Here is a 17,280-nt window from a genome sequence, read left to right as displayed (position 1 = left end):
CTTTTTATTTTTAGTTATTACGTAAAACAGGTTACCATGGTTTTAGTATAAAAATTGTCTAAGGACCGAACAACACATGAAAAAGAACATTCTTGCGGCGCTAGTTAGTTTATCATGCGCATTAGGCACAACAGCAGCAAACGCTGAAGATTTACTACAAGTTTTTGAAATTGCAACGGCCAACGATCCTACCGTTTTAAAAGCAAAAGCCCAAGCAGATGCACAATCTTACCAAGCAGATACTGCAATGGCTGCATTATTGCCGCAAATTGGTTTAACAATGGGTTACACAAAAAGTGACTCAACCTCTTTTGAAAGTGTGGATGAAAAAGTTGAAAGCGACTCTGATCAATTCACCCGTGGTCTTAGCTTAAGCCAAACCTTATTCGACTTAGGCGCATGGAACTCGTTAGACATTGCAGACAAACAAGCGTTGCAAGCAAATGCTCAATACGACTCGGCTAAACAAAACTTAATTGTTCGTGTTGCTGAAGGCTACTTTAACGTTTTAAGTGCGATTGATAACCTTGAATTTATTAAAACAGAAAAACGCGCCATCGAACGCCAGCTTGAACAAACCAAACAACGTTACGCTGTTGGTTTAACGGCAATTACCGATGTACATGAAGCACAAGCACAGTTCGACAACTCTGTTGCACAAGAAATTATTGCCAATAACGCTGTAGAAACAGCGCGTGAGCAACTACGAGAAATTACGGGTAAATACCACGCTAAGCTAGACTTTTTAAATACAGAGACATTTTCTACAACTAAGCCAGCTCAAGACTCTAGCGACTTTTTAAATATTGCTAAAGATAAAAATATTAGCTTGCAAGTTGCTAAAGTAACCGTAGATATAGCCCAAGATCAAATTAAACTGGCAAGAGCGGGCCACTATCCAAAGCTAACCCTAAGCGCAAGTTATGGCGACTCTTTAACAGACGCAGACAGAAATGGTACAAGCCTAACTAGACAACCTCGTGCAGACTCAACCTCAGTAGGCCTTAACTTTAGCCTGCCTTTATACTCTGGGGGTGCAACAGTTGCAGCAACCGATCAAGCACGTGCATTTTACGTTGCAGCTAGCCAAGATTACGAAGCCAATTACCGCGCAATTACCCGCACGGTTATTACGTCTTACAATCAAGTAGTATCTGACATTGCAACCTATAAAGCGCTAGAGCAAGCAGTTGTATCTGCCCAAAGTGCTTTAAAAGCAACAGAGGCAGGCTTTGAGGTCGGTACACGTACAATTGTTGATGTACTTGTAAGCACACAAAACCTATACAATGCTAAACGTAATCTTGCTGATGTACGTTATCGTTATGTGCTATCTACTCTGCGCTTAAAGCAAGCAGCGGGTACACTTACAAGCAAAGACCTAGCAGCTATAAACCAGGGTTTAAAATCAGCCTAAACAGTCACAAAACACATACAAAGCCAGCTACATGCTGGCTTTTTGTATTTTACAGCGCTTAGCGTTAAACTAGCGTTTTTAATTTTAGAGCAATTTTTGTGGTCACCTCATCTCCTTTTAAAGCATCTTTTTTAGGCCCTCGATACTGGCTAACGTGGATTGGCGTTTTTTTCTTATACCTAATTTCTTGGCTTCCGCAAAAACTTCAATTAGCACTGGGTAAACTACTTGGCCGTTTAGTTCATAAATACATGAAGCGCCGCCGACACATTGCCGAAGTAAATATTAAACGCTGCTTTCCTGATATGAGCGACGAAGATCAAAAAGCATTGGTGCTAAAAAATATGGAAAACACTGGCATTGCGATGGTTGAAACCGGAATGGCATGGTGGTGGCCGCAGTGGCGAGCGAAAAAAGCTTTAGGGTCTTTAAAAGGGCTTGAACACTTTGAACGAGTGCAACAATCTGGAAAAGGCGTACTATTACTAGTACCCCATGTTTTACACCTTGAAATGGCAGGCCGATTAATGGGGTTGGGCTGTATGGGTATCGGTTTTTACCGCCCGCACAACAACCCACTAATGGAGTATTTTACGACTAATGGTCGCCTTCGCTCTAATGAATACTTGGTCGGTAAAAAAGACGTAAAAGGCTTGCTAAAAGCGTTAAAAAATAAAAAAGTGTGCTACTACCTACCCGATCAAGACTACGGCCGTAACCGCTGTGAATTCGTCCCTTTTTATGCAGTGCAAGATACTGCAACTACAACAGGTACACTGATGTTTGCCGGCAGTAAAAATTGCGAAACAATGAGTTTGATTACCCGCCGAGACGAATATGGAAAGTATCATTTAGAAATTATTCCAGAGCTTGAAAACTTCCCAAGCGGTGATGACAAAGCCGATGTCACGCGTGTTAATCAACGCATGGAACTCTCAATTAATGCAGCGCCAGAGCAATATATGTGGCTACATCGCCGTTTTAAAACGCGACCAGATAAAAATACTCCTTCATTTTACAAATAGTAATGGTATAACAATAACAGGAACAAATAAGGGTGGTTGTTGTAATGTGGTTTTGGATTAGGTATTTGTCATTTGCAGTCATATTAATAGCGCTTGCTGCATACTTTTTAATGGGAAATGTTCCAACATTAGATTTAAAAGAATCTAAAAATGCCGCTGCCGAAGGATTATCTCGCTTTTACGCCTCGATTCGAAATCAAGTTAAAAGCAACAAAGAGCGCGACCAATACGTATTGAGTTTAAAAAAGCCAGATCAAACTGTCGATAGAGTTTTAGCCGAGCGCACGCGCACTGTTACACCCATGCCAGCAAGTTGGACAGGAAGCGTGGAGCAAAGGCGCTTCGAAAACGGTTCAACATTGAAAGATGTTTTAGTTGAGTATGCTAAAAGCGAAGGCATTGAGCTCTATTGGTACTTAAGTAAAGACTATGTTGTTAAAGATCATTTTAGAGTTGACAGTAATTTCACCTCAGCCCTGTACCAAGTAGGCAGAGCTATAAATGATGACTTTGAACACGAGGTCTATACCTACTTTTGTAATAAGCAAAGAGCGGCTGTTATAACTGAATTACCCTCTGAATATGTGCGCGCTAATTGTTTAAAACTCAATATTTGAGTTGTATAAAAATCACGCTTTTGCGTGATTTTTTATATCAGCACATCACTAAAACTCATTAGCTTACAAAGCGAATGAATATGATTAAAAAATCAATATCACTGCAGCTCAAAAACCGCTTTCCAAATGGCAGTCACATTAGTAATGTCTTGTAGAAACTGCTCGCGTTCAACTAACTTTCCTTGTTGATCTAAGCTAAGTACGTGGTAACACGAACGGTAGTCAATATACGCTTTAATTAACTGCTGCTTTTGCTCTTCTGTAATACAGCCTATTTTAGCAGCATCAGTAAGAATTCTTACGTTATCTGAAAACACACTTAGTTGCTCGCTATCGTGTGCATTTTTAAGAACAAGGTATTGCGTAATAAATTCAATGTCGGCCATGCCACCAGCATCTTGTTTTAGGTCAAATAACTGCGTGTTACCTTTTGCAAGGTGACCACGCATTTTCTCTCGCATTTTAATGACATCATCTTTCAGCTGAGCTGTATTACGCGACTGACAAAGTATATTTTTACGAATTTGTGAAAAGCGCTCGGATAACTCATCTTGACCTAAAATAATACGTGCGCGAACCAGCGCTTGATGCTCCCATGTCCACGCTTGTGTTTGTTGATAGTGATTAAAGCTTTCTAAATTGATAGCAAGTAACCCCGAGGCACCCTCTGGGCGAAGACGCGTGTCTAACTCATATAAAATACCCGATGCCGTTCGCGTATTAAATAAGTGCATTAAACGTTGGGCAAGCTTTAAATAAAACTGGCGTGAATCAATTGCTTTATCGCCACTGGTTTGACTCGAACCATCGTGATTATGCACAAACACAAGATCTAAATCTGAGTCGTAGCCCACTTCAAAACCACCCGTTTTACCATAGGCAATAACGGCAAACCCCTTGTGTTCATTGTCAGTGTTTGGCGGCATGCCAAAGCGCTTTACCGTGTTATGCCATGCAATGTTTACGGCCTGTTCGACTATGGCTTCTGCCAATGCGGTTAAGTGATCGCTTACTTTCATTACGTCAAGAACACCGGTTGCATCTGCTGCGGCAATACGTAATTGATGAGTTTGCTTAAATTGCCTTAACGACTCCATTTGTAGCTCTAAATCATCGTGCTCTATGCGTAAAAAATATTGACGTATTTCGTCTTTATAGGCGCTTAATGGTGTTGGCTTATAAAGCACGGCAGGGTCAATTAACTCATCTAGTAAAATAGGATAGCGAGAAATATGCTCGCCAATCCACTTACTGTGACAGCATAAAGAAACCAACTGCTTTAAGGTGCCTGGGTTTTCATATAGCAGTTCTAAGTAGGCAGTACGCGAAATAATTTTATTAAGAATTTGGCACACAGTACCAAATACTATGGCACTGGCATTAAAGTCGCTTAGCTGTTTAAGCATGGCTGGCATGAGTTTATCAAGAATCTCACGCCCTCGATTTCCAACTTTTACTTTAGATAAACGTAATTTAAAGTCTTGCAGTGGTTCTTGCCATTCGTCTTTAGGTTCATTTAAAAAACTGACATCACAATGATCCCACGCACTTATAAATGCACCTTCACACGTGTCTAGAGGCTCTGTTTCTTCCCCAATTACCTGAATAAACTCATTGTGCACCTGCGCCATTACCTGCTCAATTTTATTTACTGACGCTGCAAAGTCTGGTTGCACTAATAGGTAATTTAATCGTTGTTGGTTTATTTCATCATCAGGTAAAGTTTGCGTTTGCTGGTCGTCGAATATTTGCAGGTATTGCTCTACTTTTCGTAAATAAAGATAATTACTTTTCAGCTCTTTTGCTTCTTCGTCATCAATGACTTGGTTTAGTGCTAACTGGTTTAACGCATTAAGTAATGATTGCGTCTGTAAATTAGCCTCTCGCCCGCCGCGTACCATTTGTAGTGCTTGAACAATAAATTCAACTTCTCGTATTCCGCCAGCCCCCAGCTTTATATTATTGGTTAAACGTTTACGGCGGACTTCTTGCGCAATCATAAGCTTCATTTTACGAAGCGATTCAATCACCGAGAAATCAATATAGCGTCGGTATACGAAAGGTTTAAGTAATTGATTAAATTCATTCCAGTAATGATTGGGCGTACCAATTAAACGACTTTTAAGCATCGCGTAACGCTCCCAATCACGCCCTTGCTCTTGGTAATAATCTTCAATAGCGTTAAAACTCATGACCAACGGGCCACTTTCACCAAATGGCCTAAGGCGCATATCAACCCTAAATACCTGCCCATCCCCTGTTATTTGGTTAAGTGCTGCTATTAGCTTTTGAGCTACTTTTGTGTAAAACACCTGCGCCTCGATACTTTTTCGGCCGCCTTGAGTTTTAACACTACGAGGGTATGCAAATATAAGGTCGATATCTGAAGAATAGTTAAGTTCTTTACCACCTAACTTGCCCATACCAAGTACCATTAAAGGCAAAGATTGCCCTTGCTCATCTACAGGCTCACCATTGAGTGTGGCCACTTGCGCATGAGCCCACTCGTTAGCGCTTTGAATTAACTTATCAGCAAGCAGGCTAATATACTCAATGCTATCTGCAATTAGGTTGTTACAACATAAATCTAAAAAAGCGACTTTAAGCCAGTATTTTTCACGATATTTGCGAAGTATTTGATGACATTGTGCTTCGTCTATATCTGCCAGTGTTAAGTTTTCGAAGGGGGAAGGTATGTCTCTACTTTTAATTTCGTCTTCACATAGTAACCCGCTTTTTAAATCAGGCTGAGACTGAATACAGCGCCAAGCAAAGTCGCTTAACGCTAATAACCTTACAACTTCGTTCTCTATAGGGTGCTGCGGGTACAGCTGCTCATAGCGCTTTAACCCAAGTTTTTGTAATTGAATAGGAAGTTGTATTGCGTTACTCATCAATCCTCTCTTTTATATCATCAGTAACCGTACTAGAATGATTAAAACCTTAAAGGTTAACTCTAATTAGGATAACCATGTCATATTTATCTTTATCTAACACTAGTTTTGTTGCGATTACTATTAGTTTTGCTGTTATTTGCTTAACTATTTTTACATTAAGAATAATAACTCAAATTAAATTAAAACAAGCGCTTAAAGATGAATTAGCCCAGCATGATAACTTTGCCATGGGGATCAATTTTGCTTCAGAGATTTCGGTTGTTATTGCAACCATTGCCTTTTTATTTGATGAAATAAGTGTAAGTACCGCACAATCTAATCCACTTAAAGTAGCAATATTAGTATTGCTGTTGTTTTCATTTATAAAAGTGGGACATTTGATTCACCGAAAGTGGATTTTGCATCGTTTTAACGAAGAAGCGGCTATTTTAAAACAAAATGTATGCGCCGCCTTAGTAGACTCTGGCATGCTAATAGCTAATTTCATTATGACCTTAGGCCTTTACACATGGACCCACACTCAAGGCTTCAGTAACTTATTAATCGCGTTAGTCAGCTTTTTTTTACTGCAAGGTATGTTTGCACTTGATAGTAAAATACGCGAACATCGTTTTGCACAAGCCAATCAAGGCGCTTCGCTACAAAGTAATTTTAATTTAGAAAATACCTCTATTGGTATTCGCTATGCTGGTAAATCAATTGGTTTAGCGCTTGCCTCTTATGCTGGCTTGTCGAGTGCTACGTTTCAAAACGGTAAAATGGTTGAAAACCTATTTACACTGGTAATGCATTGCGGTGTAATGTGGATACTGTTATACGCATTAACATTTATTGTAAAAAAAATATCACTACCCAATATTGATGCTGCACTTGAAGTTGATCACCAAGACAACATAGGTATTGCTTGTATTGAATTTGCTGTTTTTTGTGCAATAGGCTATTTACTAATTAGCATGTTTTCTATTTAACATTAAACACTTTTCGCTTAGGCTTACACAAAATTTGCTTACATAACACTTTGCTTAATTGCACTGGGACATTATGCCATTTGAAGTTACTAACTATCTATTAATCGATATAGATAACGAATTTAGCAGAGCGTTTGCTGGTCACTATTTTAATAGTGCAAAGCGAGATGCCCCAAGTACCTTAGTCATTGCAGGTGCCAATACTCGCCAGTTAGTTAAAATGATGTTTGATGAACTCATTAAAGATTATTGTTATTGCGATTTTGAAAACGAAATTAGCGTTTCTGAGCTTGCCAGTTATTTGCATGAACATCACGACATTAAAGGTGTATTGTTTAATCAAACCGATTATTTACTGGCTGATGAAAAACAACGTTTTATTTATAACTCACTGCATGAAAAACGTTTTTTAGTCACTCAAGATGAAAGCGGTTTTGCTTTTAGCCCTGTAAAAGACGAAGGCTTTTCAAACCACCTATCTTGTCATACCGACATAGCAGATACATCAGTCGATATAATCGAGTTAACAGAGTTACTTAATAAACAATAAATAATTGCACCTAGCTCGCAGCTTACTTAACATAGCGGTATATAACTTTATCGCCAACTTATAAGTGAAATCACATGCGAGTTCCTCATATTTACCAAGCGTCTTCTATTACACTAAACACTCCCGTGTCACTCGATGACGATGCAGCTGGCCACATAGGCAGAGTACTTCGCATGAAAGTAGGCGAACATGTGTCCATTTTTAATGGCGAAGGGGGTGAATACCTAAGTGAAATTATAGAAGTGAGTAAAAAAAATGTAGTGGTTATGCCACAGCAGTTTAATCCTCACGACATAGAATCACCATTAAAAATTCACTTAGGCCAATGTGTTTCGCGTGGTGATAAAATGGATTTTACAATTCAAAAGTCAGTTGAGTTAGGTATTACCGAAATCACCCCTATTTTTAGTCAGCGCTGTGGCGTAAAGCTCATTGGCGACCGCCTTGATAAAAAGCATCAGCAATGGCAAAAAATAGCGATTGCGGCAGCCGAGCAGTCGGGGCGTAATTATGTACCAGTTGTTCACCCCCCTATAGACATAAAACAGTGGCTTGAGCAATCAACTAACGCGATAAAGCTCACGCTTCATCCTCGCGCAGAACACAGCATTAAAACCATTACTGTACCTAAAGACGGCGTTCGGTTTTTAGTCGGCCCAGAAGGCGGGTTTACTGACGAAGAAATGGCACAAACTAAACAACAAGAATTTGTTGATATTCGTTTAGGGCCACGAGTTTTACGAACTGAAACAGCCGCTTTAACGGTCTTAAGTGCATTACAGCTACAATTTGGTGATTTAGCTAATTGAAATAGCTAAAAACACCCTCATATCAAAGCTATTAGTAAACTCTAGTAGTAATTACACATAGATTAAGGCACAGCGCATGGCAATTAAATTAGGTATTATTTCAGATCCTATTAGTGGGTTTAACATCAAAAAAGACACCGGCTTTGCAATGATGATGCAGGCGCAAGAGCGTGGCTACGAAATTTACTATATGGAGATGGATGATTTATCACTTCGTAAAGGTAAATCGTATGCCACCGCTGCCAAGGCGCGTGTATTTAACAACGAAGAAAAATGGTACGAACTAGAAGAAAAAACCACCATCGCTCTTGCCGATCTTGATGTAATTTTAATGCGTAAAGATCCGCCGTTTGACACTGAATACATTTACGCAACGTATCTTTTAGAGCGCGCTGAAGATGAAGGTACGTTAATTATTAATAAACCACAAAGCTTGCGTGATGCTAACGAAAAGCTGTTTACTGCGTGGTTTAGCGAACACACGCCAGATACCTTAGTTACTCGCAGCCAAAAACAAATTCGTGAATTTTTAGCACAGCACAAAGACATTATTTTAAAGCCACTAGATGGTATGGGCGGCGCTTCAATTTTCCGTGTTAAAGAAGATGATGCAAACATAGGTGTTATTTGTGAAACCCTAACCGAGCATGGCAGCCGCTTTGCGATGGTCCAAAATTATGTGCCAGAGATCACACAAGGCGACAAACGCGTGTTGGTTGTTGATGGTGAGGTCATTCCGTATTGTTTAGCGCGTATTCCACAAAATGGTGAAACGCGTGGAAATCTTGCTGCAGGCGGTCGTGGTGAAGCGCGTCCACTTAGCGAATCAGATCTAAAAATTGCACAAGCGGTTGCACCTACACTTAAAGAAAAAGGGTTAGTGTTTGTAGGATTAGATATTATAGGCGACAAGCTCACCGAAATTAACGTAACGGCCCCCACTTGCGTACGTGAAATTGAAGCCGCGTATGATATATCAATCACTGGTATTCTTTTTGATGCTATTGAGAGAAAATTAGCTAAATAGTCTAGCCTTAAGTTAAATAAGTTAAAAGTGACTGAACACAATGCGTTTAACGTTTAAATATTAATACAGCACTTGCTGTATTAATATTTTAGTAAAATCAGTTAACTTATTTAGTTATAAAATACAGGGCTGTGCCATACTCAAAATTCATTAACTGAAAGGGTGAAATCTATGCAGTCATTAGAAAATCATTTTTTAATCGCCATGCCGTCAATGCAAGACCCTTTTTTTAAACGTGCTGTTACGTATATTTGCGAGCACAATGAAGATGGGGCTATGGGATTGGTGATAAACCAACCCATCAACGTAACCGTTGGTGAGCTACTTGATAAAATAGAAATCGATAACGACAAAACCCAGCAAGCAGCTAAAGTAGCTGTGTTTGCAGGTGGTCCAGTTAAAACAGATAGAGGTTTTGTGCTTCACTCCCCTAAGCTCGGGTATACCTCAAGCCAAAAGCTCAGTAGTGATATTATGATCACCACCTCTAAAGACGTGCTAGCAAGTTTAACGACAGCACATGCCCCTGAGCAGTTTATTATCACCTTAGGGTATGCAGGTTGGGAACAAGGCCAATTAGAACAAGAACTGCTTGATAACAGCTGGCTAATTATAGAAGCGGATCCGGCCATTATTTTTAACACGCCCGCTGAAAAACGATGGGAAAAAGCCGTTTCAATGCTTGGCTTTGATATAGGCCAGCTCAGCCCTGAAGCTGGGCATGCCTAAATATCCCCTTTCTAAATTAAGTTCATAATATAAATTCACTTGGAAATAGATACGCTATTACAAGTGAATTTTTTTATGTAAACCTTTAACATAACGGCTTGAAAAGCAGCCTAAGTAAAACATTATCAATGACAAAAAGAACATTTAAGCCACAAGGCGAGCGCACCGTAATGGGGTTTGATTTTGGCACTAAAAGTATTGGTATTGCCGTGGGGCAAGAACTTACTGGCAGCGCATCAAGCCTTAAGGCCGTAAAAGCGCAAGATGGTATTCCAAACTGGGATCATATCGCAGTGCAAGTAAACGAATGGCAGCCAGATTTAATGGTGGTCGGTTTACCGCTTAATATGGATGGCACTTCACAAGAGGTGACATTCAAAGCTAAAAAGTTTGCTAACAGGTTACATAATCACTATGGCATTCCTGTACAAACACAAGATGAACGCCTAACAACTGCTGACGCAAAAGCCCGTTTATTTGAGCAAGGTGGTTATAAAAATTTAGGTAAAGGAAATGTAGATAATATGTCTGCGGTAATTATTTTAGAAAGTTTTTTTGAATCATTTTACAGTGAGTAACGCTGTAATTAGGTGTGTTAAATACTAAAAAAGCGCGGCTGGAAAGTCACGCTTTTTAATAACAATAACTAATTAGTTATCGTCATCCCCCATTCCATCAATAGTTACACCTTGTAAAAAGCCCGCACCTTGTTGTTCGTTATTACGCAGTTTAATCATCAAGCGTAAGTCATTTGGTGAGTCAGCATGATGCAGTGCATCTGCATAGTTAATGCGTTGCTGCCTGTATAACTCAAAAAGGGCTTGGTCAAAGGTTTGCATACCCATATCGTTAGATTTAGCCATGGCCTCTTTAATGCCGCCAATATCGCCGTTTTTAATCAGCTCTGCCACCATAGGTGAATTAAGCAATATTTCTATGGCGGCAACGCGTCCCTCACCATCTGAGGTAGGTATTAATTGTTGAGCTACAATGGCTCGTAAGTTAAGGGCTAGATCGTATTTTAGCTTGTCATGCTTTTCTTTTGGTACCAAATGCATAATACGGTCAATGGCTTGGTTGGCATTGTTGGCATGCAGTGTAGCCACACATAAATGCCCTGTTTCAGCAAAGCTTAATGCGTATTCCATGGTTTCTTGCGAGCGTATTTCACCAATTAAAATAACATCAGGAGCTTGACGTAATGAGCTTTTAAGCGCCGACTCAAAACTATCTGTATCGAGACCTACTTCGCGTTGGGTAATAATACTTTTGCGGTGCTCATGAACAAACTCAATAGGATCTTCAATTGTTAAAATATGACCCCGTTGATTTCGGTTTCTGTAGCCAATCAAGGCTGCTAATGAGGTCGACTTACCGGTTCCTGTTCCACCAACAAACAGAACTAAACCGCGCTTAGCCATAATGACGTCGGTGAGTGTCGAGGGTAGGCCCAAATCACTGACATCGGGGATCTGTGTCACAATTCGGCGAATAACCATACCTGCTCTATCGCGCTGCCAAAACGCAGAAATACGAAAACGGCCTTCGTCGGTTGCAATAGCAAAGTTACATTCTTTAGTAGCATGAAACTCCGCTTTTTGCTTTTCGCTCATCGCAGACTCAACCAACTGCAAAGACTCTTCGTCAGTGAGTTTGTCATCGCCTAATTGAATTAGTTCACCGTTTATTTTTGCACTAACAGGTAAACGGCTAGATACAAATAAATCAGAGCCTTTTTTCTCAATCATAGTGATTAAGTAACGGTTTAAAGATAAAGTCATTATAATTCCTTAACCACCAAATTGTGTTTTGTCTTGTGCTTTAGCTTGCGCTGCGGTGTTGGTCACAATACCTCTGTTAACTAAATTTGTTAAACATTGATCCATTGTTTGCATACCAATTGAGGCGCCAGTTTGAATAGACGAGTACATTTGTGCAATTTTGTCTTCACGAATTAAGTTACGTATGGCGGGTACACCAATCATAATTTCATGAGCTGCCACTCGCCCACCGCCAATTTTTTTAAGGAGTGTTTGTGAAATAACCGCACGCAATGACTCTGACAACATAGAGCGTACCATTGCTTTTTCTTCACCAGGGAATACATCAATAATACGGTCAATGGTTTTAGGCGCTGAGGTTGTATGCAACGTACCAAACACTAAATGACCGGTTTCAGCAGCGGTCATCGCTAAGCGAATAGTTTCTAAATCACGAAGCTCCCCCACTAATATAACATCGGGGTCTTCACGCAGCGCACTACGTAATGCGTTTGAAAAACTGTGTGTATCGCGGTGTACTTCACGTTGGTTGACTAGACTTAACTTGTTATCGTGAACAAATTCAATTGGATCTTCAATCGTTAAAATATGGTGGTGTTTATTTTGATTTATGTAATCAACCATGGCCGCTAGTGTTGTTGATTTACCCGACCCTGTTGGCCCAGTAACAAGCACTAGCCCACGCGGGTTGTCTGATATTGTTTTAAAAATATCTGGCGCACCTAAATCATCAAGTGTTAATACTTCACTCGGTATAGTACGAAATACTGCCGCAGGACCGCGGTTTGAATTAAATGCATTAACACGAAAGCGAGCAAGATTAGGAACCTCAAACGAAAAATCCACTTCAAGGTTTTGTTCGTAATCTTTGCGCTGAGTATCATTCATAATATCGTAAACTAAACTGTTTACGTCTTTATCTGTAAGGGCTGGTATATTAATGCGGCGAACATCACCATCTACGCGTATCATAGGTGAAACACCCGACGATAAATGTAAATCGGATGCATTGTGTTGCACACTAAACGCTAATAATTCGGTAATATCCATTTATGACTCCACAACTGGCTGATAATTATATGGTTACAATAGCAGAACGACTCACTTGCGCCTACGCAAGAATTTCAAACGCGGCAAAAAACACGCACAGAAGCAAAGATGAAATAACCTTGCTGGCGGTGTCTAAAACCAAACCTAGCGACGATATAGTTGCTGCCTACAATTATGGCCAACGCCAGTTTGGTGAGTCTTATGTTCAAGAAGCTGTAGATAAAATAGCTCAACTGCACACATATAGCGATATCATTTGGCATTTCATTGGCCCTATCCAGTCAAATAAAAGTGCTTTAGTGGCAGAAAATTTTGATTGGGTGCAAAGCGTTGATCGGATCAAAATAGCCAAGCGGCTTAATGCCCAGCGTCCAACCACTAAACAACCTCTCAATGTACTTATTCAAGTAAATATTAGCGCCGAGGAGGCTAAATCAGGTTGTCATCCCGATGAGATAGCCAGCCTTGCTGAATTTATTAGCCAATGTGACCAGCTAATGTTGCGTGGTTTGATGGCTATTCCCGCAAAAAGTGACGACCCAAGTACGCAAATTCAATATTTTGAGCAATTACAAACTTGCTTTGATAAACTAAAGGCCCAATATCCACAGTTAGACACTCTATCTATGGGTATGAGTAATGACGTTGAAGCCGCAATTAGTGCAGGCTCAACTATGGTGAGGATTGGAACAGACATTTTTGGAACACGAACTTAAAAGGTAAAAACAGATTTATGTCAGATAAAAAAATCGCATTTATAGGCACAGGTAACATGAGCTACGCTATTATTGGTGGCATGGTAAAAAACGGCTTTGACGCAAACACCATCATTGCGACAAACCGCAACCAAGAAAAGCTTGCAAAGGTAGCAGCCGATTTCAAGGTGCAAACCACCAGTGACAATAACGAAGCCCTACGCGATGCTGATGTAATTGTTTTGTCTGTTAAGCCGCAAATGATGGGCGACTTATGTAAATCGTTTCAAGAATCGGGCATCGACTTCAGTGATAAACTATTTATCTCTGTAGCTGCTGGTTTAACAGTAAGCCGTTTGCGCGAAATGTTAGGGCAAGATGTAAAAATTGTACGTTGTATGCCTAATACACCATCTTTACTAGGGCGTGGCGTGTCTGGCTTATTTGGTGCTGGCGAAACGCAACAAGAACATGAATTTGTTCAGCAAGTATTTGAGTGCACTGGCATTGTGGTCTGGGTTGACCAAGAAGCAAAGATTAACGACATCATCGCAGTAACAGGCTCATCACCTGCTTACTTTTTCTTGTTTATGGAAGCCATTGAAGAAAAAGCTAAAGCGCTGGGCTTTAACGATGAAGATGCCCGTCGCTTAGTACAACAAACAGCACTTGGCGCTGCCGAAATGGCGTTAAGCCAACCAGAAATTAGTATTTCTCAGCTACGCGCAAACGTAACATCTAAAGGCGGTACTACACATGCCGCAGTTGAGCATTTAAAAGACGAAGGCATAACTAAAACCGTTGGCGATGCCATGGATGCGTGTATTGCTCGAGCGATGCAAATGGAAAAAGAACTTTAAAACTACTTTTTATTGAAGGTTACACTATGAATGCCATGCAATTTTTGATCAGTACTCTGTTTGATTTGTTTTTGATGGTGGTACTGCTGCGTTTTTGGCTACAGTGGGCAAAAGCCGACTTTTACAACCCAATGAGCCAATTTGTGGTTAAAGCAACGTCGTTTGCAGTTAACCCTTTGCGTAAAATTATACCTGGGTTAGGGGGGCTTGATTTAGCCTCACTATTGCTGGCATTTATTGTAGCTATTGCCAAAATTAGTACTTTAATGTTGGTAATTTACGGCGCATGGGCTGCGCAACCCGTGTTTATTCAAGCCCTAATTACCGTAATAAAAGAAGGCTTAAACTTAGTATTTTGGGTATTAATTATCCGCGCAATTTTAAGCTGGGTAAGCCAAGGCTACAACCCTATTGAAGCGGTCTTCCACCAGCTTACTGAGCCAATGCTCAAGCCACTTCGTAAAATTATTCCACCAATGGGTGGGTTAGATTTATCAGTACTTGTATTAATTATTGGTATTCAGTTTTTGCAAATGCTGTTAATGGACTTTTTAGCTTAAGCTTTTGTTTTAAGTAAAAGAGGCCTTATGGCCTCTTTTTTATATTTTTTGGAGTGAACAATGAATCGATTAATTAAATTTTGTTTTATTGCTTGTTTAACACTCGCATTTAACGCACACAGCGAACAAACATTGGGCGGGCAATATAAAGAACTTGGCCCGTGGCAAGTACATTACATTGCTTTTCCATCAACCTTTATTCAGCCACAAATTGCCAAGGCTTATGGGCTTGAGCGCAGTGGCTATAAAGGCATTGTTAATATTTCTGTGTTAAAAAACAATCCAGAGAACACAGCTCAAAAGGCAACGTTATCTGGCACAGCTAGAAACCTACTTGGTAACAAACAAACGCTAAACTTTAAAGAAGTAATTGAAGGCGAGTCAGTTTATTATCTTGCCCAAGTCGACTTTACAAACGAAGAAATACTTCGCTTTGAAATTGAAATACAGCAAAGCAATCAATTTCAAACACTGCAATTTCAGCAAAAATTTTACGTAGATAAATAATATTATGAACAAAACTTTAGTCCTTGCCACAGGCAACCCTGGCAAAGTAAGTGAGCTTGCCAACATGCTAAGCCCACTTAATATTAATGTAGTTCCACAAAGTGATTTTAACGTTAGCGATGTAGCAGAAACGGGCACTACTTTTGTTGAAAATGCGATTATTAAAGCGCGCCACGCAGCTAAAATTACCGGTATGCCAGCAATTGCTGACGATTCCGGCTTAGAGGTTGATGGCTTAAATGGTGCACCAGGTGTTTACTCTGCTCGTTTTGCAGGACAAGGCGCAAGCGATCAAGATAACATAGACAAGCTATTAGCCGAGCTTGCCAATAACCCAGTGCGTAGCGCCCGCTTTTGGTGTGTGTTGGTATTAATGCGCCACGCAGACGACCCGACTCCACTCATCTGTAGTGCGAGTTGGGAAGGTGAGATTACACAAACCCAACATGGTGAAGGTGGCTTTGGATACGACCCCGTTTTTTATGTTCCGTCACTTGAGTGTACAAGCGCCGAGCTTACAAAAGCACAAAAAAATGCAGTGAGCCACCGCGGTCAAGCATTGCAGGCTTTGCTTAATGAGCTAAAACTAAAAGGCGGCCTGTGAATCTTCCTCCTTTAAGTTTATATGTGCACGTACCTTGGTGTGTGCAAAAGTGCCCCTATTGCGATTTTAATAGCCATGGACAAAAAGGTGACATACCAGAAGCCGAATATGTTCAGCATTTAATAGACGATTTAAAAGCCGACTTGCACTTAGTGCAAGGGCGCAAAATTCACAGTATATTTATTGGTGGCGGTACGCCAAGTTTATTAACTGGTGATGCTTATACACGCCTACTAAGCGAAGTAGATAGCCTTATAGGCCTCGCCGATAACTGTGAAATAACCCTCGAAGCAAACCCAGGTACAGTAGAAACAGGCCGCTTTAAAGAGTACGTAAAAGCGGGTATAAACCGCATTTCAATTGGCGTACAAAGCCTGCAAAACGATAAGCTAAAAGCGCTTGGCCGCATTCATGGTGCTAACGAAGCAACTCATGCAGCAGAGCAAGCCAAAGAGGCTGGTTTAAATAGTTTTAATCTTGATTTAATGCACGGCTTACCTGGGCAAACCCTAGACGATGCATTAGGTGATTTAAAGCAAATTATTGCACTCGATCCCCCACATATTTCGTGGTACCAACTCACTATTGAACCTAATACTCAGTTTGCATCTAAACCGCCAACACTGCCTCAAGATGAAACTCTGTGGGATATTCAAGAGCAAGGCCAAGCCTTACTTACAAAAGCAGGTTACTTACAATACGAAATTTCTGGGTATGCAAAACCGGGCTATCAATGCCAACATAACTTAAATTATTGGCGGTTTGGCGATTATCTAGGGATTGGCTGTGGTGCTCATGGTAAGGTCACCAATGCAAAAACTGGCATAATTACCCGAACTGAAAAGGTCAAACATCCCCGTGGCTACATGGATATGGTAAAACCTTATTTGTACAAAAGTTGGCACGTTGAGCAAGACGATTTGGCCTTTGAGTTTTTTATGAATCGCTTTCGCCTTGTCGAACCATGCCCGATTGAAGACTACAGTGCGCTGACTAATCAGCCATTGCAAAGCCAACAAGCAGCTTTAAATAAAGCCATAAACACCGGTTTATTAATAGAAAAAGACGGTCACTGGCAAGTGAGTCTTAAAGGGCATCGCTTTTTAAATGACCTGCTAGAATTGTTCGTATAATGCATTGGGCGTTATACGTCATGTAAAGCGAATACATGAAAAATTAAAATA

18 protein-coding genes are annotated in these 17,280 nt (G+C 40.4%); 15 read left to right on the top strand and 3 right to left on the bottom strand.

Annotated elements, in window-relative coordinates; genetic code table 11:
• Positions 1-76: 76 nt before the first annotated feature.
• From tolC to ACFI34_RS04860, 3 genes are all read left to right on the top strand, one after another.
• On the top strand, positions 77-1,417 hold the full coding sequence (tolC, locus tag ACFI34_RS04870) for an outer membrane channel protein TolC (protein ID WP_462672613.1): 1,341 nt from the start codon (positions 77-79) through the stop codon (positions 1,415-1,417).
• Positions 1,418-1,515: 98 nt separating this feature from the next.
• Positions 1,516-2,442, top strand: a complete 927-nt coding sequence (gene lpxL, locus ACFI34_RS04865; RefSeq protein ID WP_462672612.1) for an LpxL/LpxP family Kdo(2)-lipid IV(A) lauroyl/palmitoleoyl acyltransferase — start codon at positions 1,516-1,518, stop codon at positions 2,440-2,442.
• A 44-nt stretch (positions 2,443-2,486) separates the two neighbouring features.
• Positions 2,487-3,059 (top strand): toxin co-regulated pilus biosynthesis Q family protein, encoded by a 573-nt coding sequence (locus ACFI34_RS04860; RefSeq protein WP_462672611.1) that lies wholly within the window; start codon positions 2,487-2,489, stop codon positions 3,057-3,059.
• A gap of 98 nt (positions 3,060-3,157) precedes the next feature.
• Here ACFI34_RS04860 and glnE read toward each other — a convergent pair whose 3' ends face one another.
• The gene (gene glnE, locus ACFI34_RS04855) at positions 3,158-5,953 is read right to left on the bottom strand and encodes a bifunctional [glutamate--ammonia ligase]-adenylyl-L-tyrosine phosphorylase/[glutamate--ammonia-ligase] adenylyltransferase (protein ID WP_462672610.1); all 2,796 of its coding nucleotides are present in this window, start codon (positions 5,951-5,953) and stop codon (positions 3,158-3,160) included.
• 77 nt (positions 5,954-6,030) lie between these two features.
• On the opposite strand from glnE, the gene ACFI34_RS04850 reads away from it, so the two are divergent.
• The 6 genes from ACFI34_RS04850 (at position 6,031) to ruvX (ending at position 10,617) form a co-directional block, all read left to right on the top strand.
• The gene (locus ACFI34_RS04850) at positions 6,031-6,924 is read left to right on the top strand and encodes a DUF350 domain-containing protein (RefSeq protein WP_462672609.1); all 894 of its coding nucleotides are present in this window, start codon (positions 6,031-6,033) and stop codon (positions 6,922-6,924) included.
• Positions 6,925-6,997: 73 nt separating this feature from the next.
• On the top strand, positions 6,998-7,474 hold the full coding sequence (locus ACFI34_RS04845; RefSeq protein ID WP_006793185.1) for a hypothetical protein: 477 nt from the start codon (positions 6,998-7,000) through the stop codon (positions 7,472-7,474).
• A gap of 74 nt (positions 7,475-7,548) precedes the next feature.
• A complete protein-coding gene (gene rsmE / locus ACFI34_RS04840; RefSeq protein WP_462672608.1) occupies positions 7,549-8,283 on the top strand; it encodes a 16S rRNA (uracil(1498)-N(3))-methyltransferase in 735 nt (244 codons plus the stop codon).
• A 76-nt stretch (positions 8,284-8,359) separates the two neighbouring features.
• Positions 8,360-9,310: a glutathione synthase gene (gene gshB, locus ACFI34_RS04835; protein ID WP_462672607.1), complete on the top strand. Its 951-nt coding sequence runs from the start codon at positions 8,360-8,362 to the stop codon at positions 9,308-9,310.
• Positions 9,311-9,481: 171 nt separating this feature from the next.
• A complete protein-coding gene (locus ACFI34_RS04830; protein ID WP_008132397.1) occupies positions 9,482-10,039 on the top strand; it encodes a YqgE/AlgH family protein in 558 nt (185 codons plus the stop codon).
• A 128-nt stretch (positions 10,040-10,167) separates the two neighbouring features.
• The gene (ruvX, locus tag ACFI34_RS04825; protein ID WP_462672606.1) at positions 10,168-10,617 is read left to right on the top strand and encodes a Holliday junction resolvase RuvX; all 450 of its coding nucleotides are present in this window, start codon (positions 10,168-10,170) and stop codon (positions 10,615-10,617) included.
• A gap of 72 nt (positions 10,618-10,689) precedes the next feature.
• Here the strand turns inward: ruvX and ACFI34_RS04820 are convergent, their stop codons facing one another.
• Positions 10,690-11,820, bottom strand: coding sequence for a PilT/PilU family type 4a pilus ATPase (locus ACFI34_RS04820; RefSeq protein ID WP_039038271.1), 1,131 nt, complete (start codon positions 11,818-11,820; stop codon positions 10,690-10,692).
• A gap of 9 nt (positions 11,821-11,829) precedes the next feature.
• Positions 11,830-12,870, bottom strand: coding sequence for a type IV pilus twitching motility protein PilT (locus tag ACFI34_RS04815; protein ID WP_276753863.1), 1,041 nt, complete (start codon positions 12,868-12,870; stop codon positions 11,830-11,832).
• A 2-nt stretch (positions 12,871-12,872) separates the two neighbouring features.
• Here ACFI34_RS04815 and ACFI34_RS04810 point away from each other — a divergent pair, with 2 nt between their 5' ends.
• From ACFI34_RS04810 to hemW, 6 genes are read left to right on the top strand one after another with little or no spacing between them, the layout of a single operon-like run.
• Positions 12,873-13,586 carry a YggS family pyridoxal phosphate-dependent enzyme gene (locus ACFI34_RS04810; RefSeq protein WP_462672605.1) on the top strand — a complete coding sequence of 238 codons (714 nt, stop codon included), beginning with the start codon at positions 12,873-12,875 and terminating at the stop codon, positions 13,584-13,586.
• 17 nt (positions 13,587-13,603) lie between these two features.
• Positions 13,604-14,425, top strand: a complete 822-nt coding sequence (gene proC / locus ACFI34_RS04805) for a pyrroline-5-carboxylate reductase (RefSeq protein ID WP_462672604.1) — start codon at positions 13,604-13,606, stop codon at positions 14,423-14,425.
• A gap of 26 nt (positions 14,426-14,451) precedes the next feature.
• The gene (locus ACFI34_RS04800) at positions 14,452-14,985 is read left to right on the top strand and encodes a YggT family protein (protein ID WP_006793194.1); all 534 of its coding nucleotides are present in this window, start codon (positions 14,452-14,454) and stop codon (positions 14,983-14,985) included.
• A 60-nt stretch (positions 14,986-15,045) separates the two neighbouring features.
• On the top strand, positions 15,046-15,492 hold the full coding sequence (locus tag ACFI34_RS04795; protein ID WP_462672603.1) for a DUF4426 domain-containing protein: 447 nt from the start codon (positions 15,046-15,048) through the stop codon (positions 15,490-15,492).
• A gap of 4 nt (positions 15,493-15,496) precedes the next feature.
• Positions 15,497-16,096 (top strand): XTP/dITP diphosphatase, encoded by a 600-nt coding sequence (locus tag ACFI34_RS04790; RefSeq protein ID WP_462672602.1) that lies wholly within the window; start codon positions 15,497-15,499, stop codon positions 16,094-16,096.
• A complete protein-coding gene (gene hemW / locus ACFI34_RS04785; protein ID WP_462672601.1) occupies positions 16,093-17,229 on the top strand; it encodes a radical SAM family heme chaperone HemW in 1,137 nt (378 codons plus the stop codon). Before ACFI34_RS04790 ends, hemW begins: the two co-directional genes overlap by 4 nt.
• Positions 17,230-17,280: the final 51 nt, after the last annotated feature.

It is taken from the genome of Pseudoalteromonas sp. PSi26 (genome assembly GCF_054960575.1).
This window is presented reverse-complemented; position numbering and strand designations above follow the sequence as displayed.

Coding starts and splice junctions, on each gene's coding strand:
- ACFI34_RS04800 (WP_006793194.1), top strand. CDS start 14,452: ATGAATGCCATGCAATTTTTGATCAGTACTCTGTTTGATTTGTTTTTG.
- tolC (WP_462672613.1), top strand. CDS start 77: ATGAAAAAGAACATTCTTGCGGCGCTAGTTAGTTTATCATGCGCATTA.
- ACFI34_RS04850 (WP_462672609.1), top strand. CDS start 6,031: ATGTCATATTTATCTTTATCTAACACTAGTTTTGTTGCGATTACTATT.
- glnE (WP_462672610.1), bottom strand. CDS start 5,953: ATGAGTAACGCAATACAACTTCCTATTCAATTACAAAAACTTGGGTTA.
- ACFI34_RS04790 (WP_462672602.1), top strand. CDS start 15,497: ATGAACAAAACTTTAGTCCTTGCCACAGGCAACCCTGGCAAAGTAAGT.
- ACFI34_RS04860 (WP_462672611.1), top strand. CDS start 2,487: ATGTGGTTTTGGATTAGGTATTTGTCATTTGCAGTCATATTAATAGCG.
- rsmE (WP_462672608.1), top strand. CDS start 7,549: ATGCGAGTTCCTCATATTTACCAAGCGTCTTCTATTACACTAAACACT.
- ACFI34_RS04815 (WP_276753863.1), bottom strand. CDS start 12,870: ATGGATATTACCGAATTATTAGCGTTTAGTGTGCAACACAATGCATCC.
- ACFI34_RS04810 (WP_462672605.1), top strand. CDS start 12,873: ATGACTCCACAACTGGCTGATAATTATATGGTTACAATAGCAGAACGA.
- ACFI34_RS04845 (WP_006793185.1), top strand. CDS start 6,998: ATGCCATTTGAAGTTACTAACTATCTATTAATCGATATAGATAACGAA.
- proC (WP_462672604.1), top strand. CDS start 13,604: ATGTCAGATAAAAAAATCGCATTTATAGGCACAGGTAACATGAGCTAC.
- ACFI34_RS04795 (WP_462672603.1), top strand. CDS start 15,046: ATGAATCGATTAATTAAATTTTGTTTTATTGCTTGTTTAACACTCGCA.
- ACFI34_RS04820 (WP_039038271.1), bottom strand. CDS start 11,820: ATGACTTTATCTTTAAACCGTTACTTAATCACTATGATTGAGAAAAAA.
- ruvX (WP_462672606.1), top strand. CDS start 10,168: ATGACAAAAAGAACATTTAAGCCACAAGGCGAGCGCACCGTAATGGGG.
- ACFI34_RS04830 (WP_008132397.1), top strand. CDS start 9,482: ATGCAGTCATTAGAAAATCATTTTTTAATCGCCATGCCGTCAATGCAA.
- gshB (WP_462672607.1), top strand. CDS start 8,360: ATGGCAATTAAATTAGGTATTATTTCAGATCCTATTAGTGGGTTTAAC.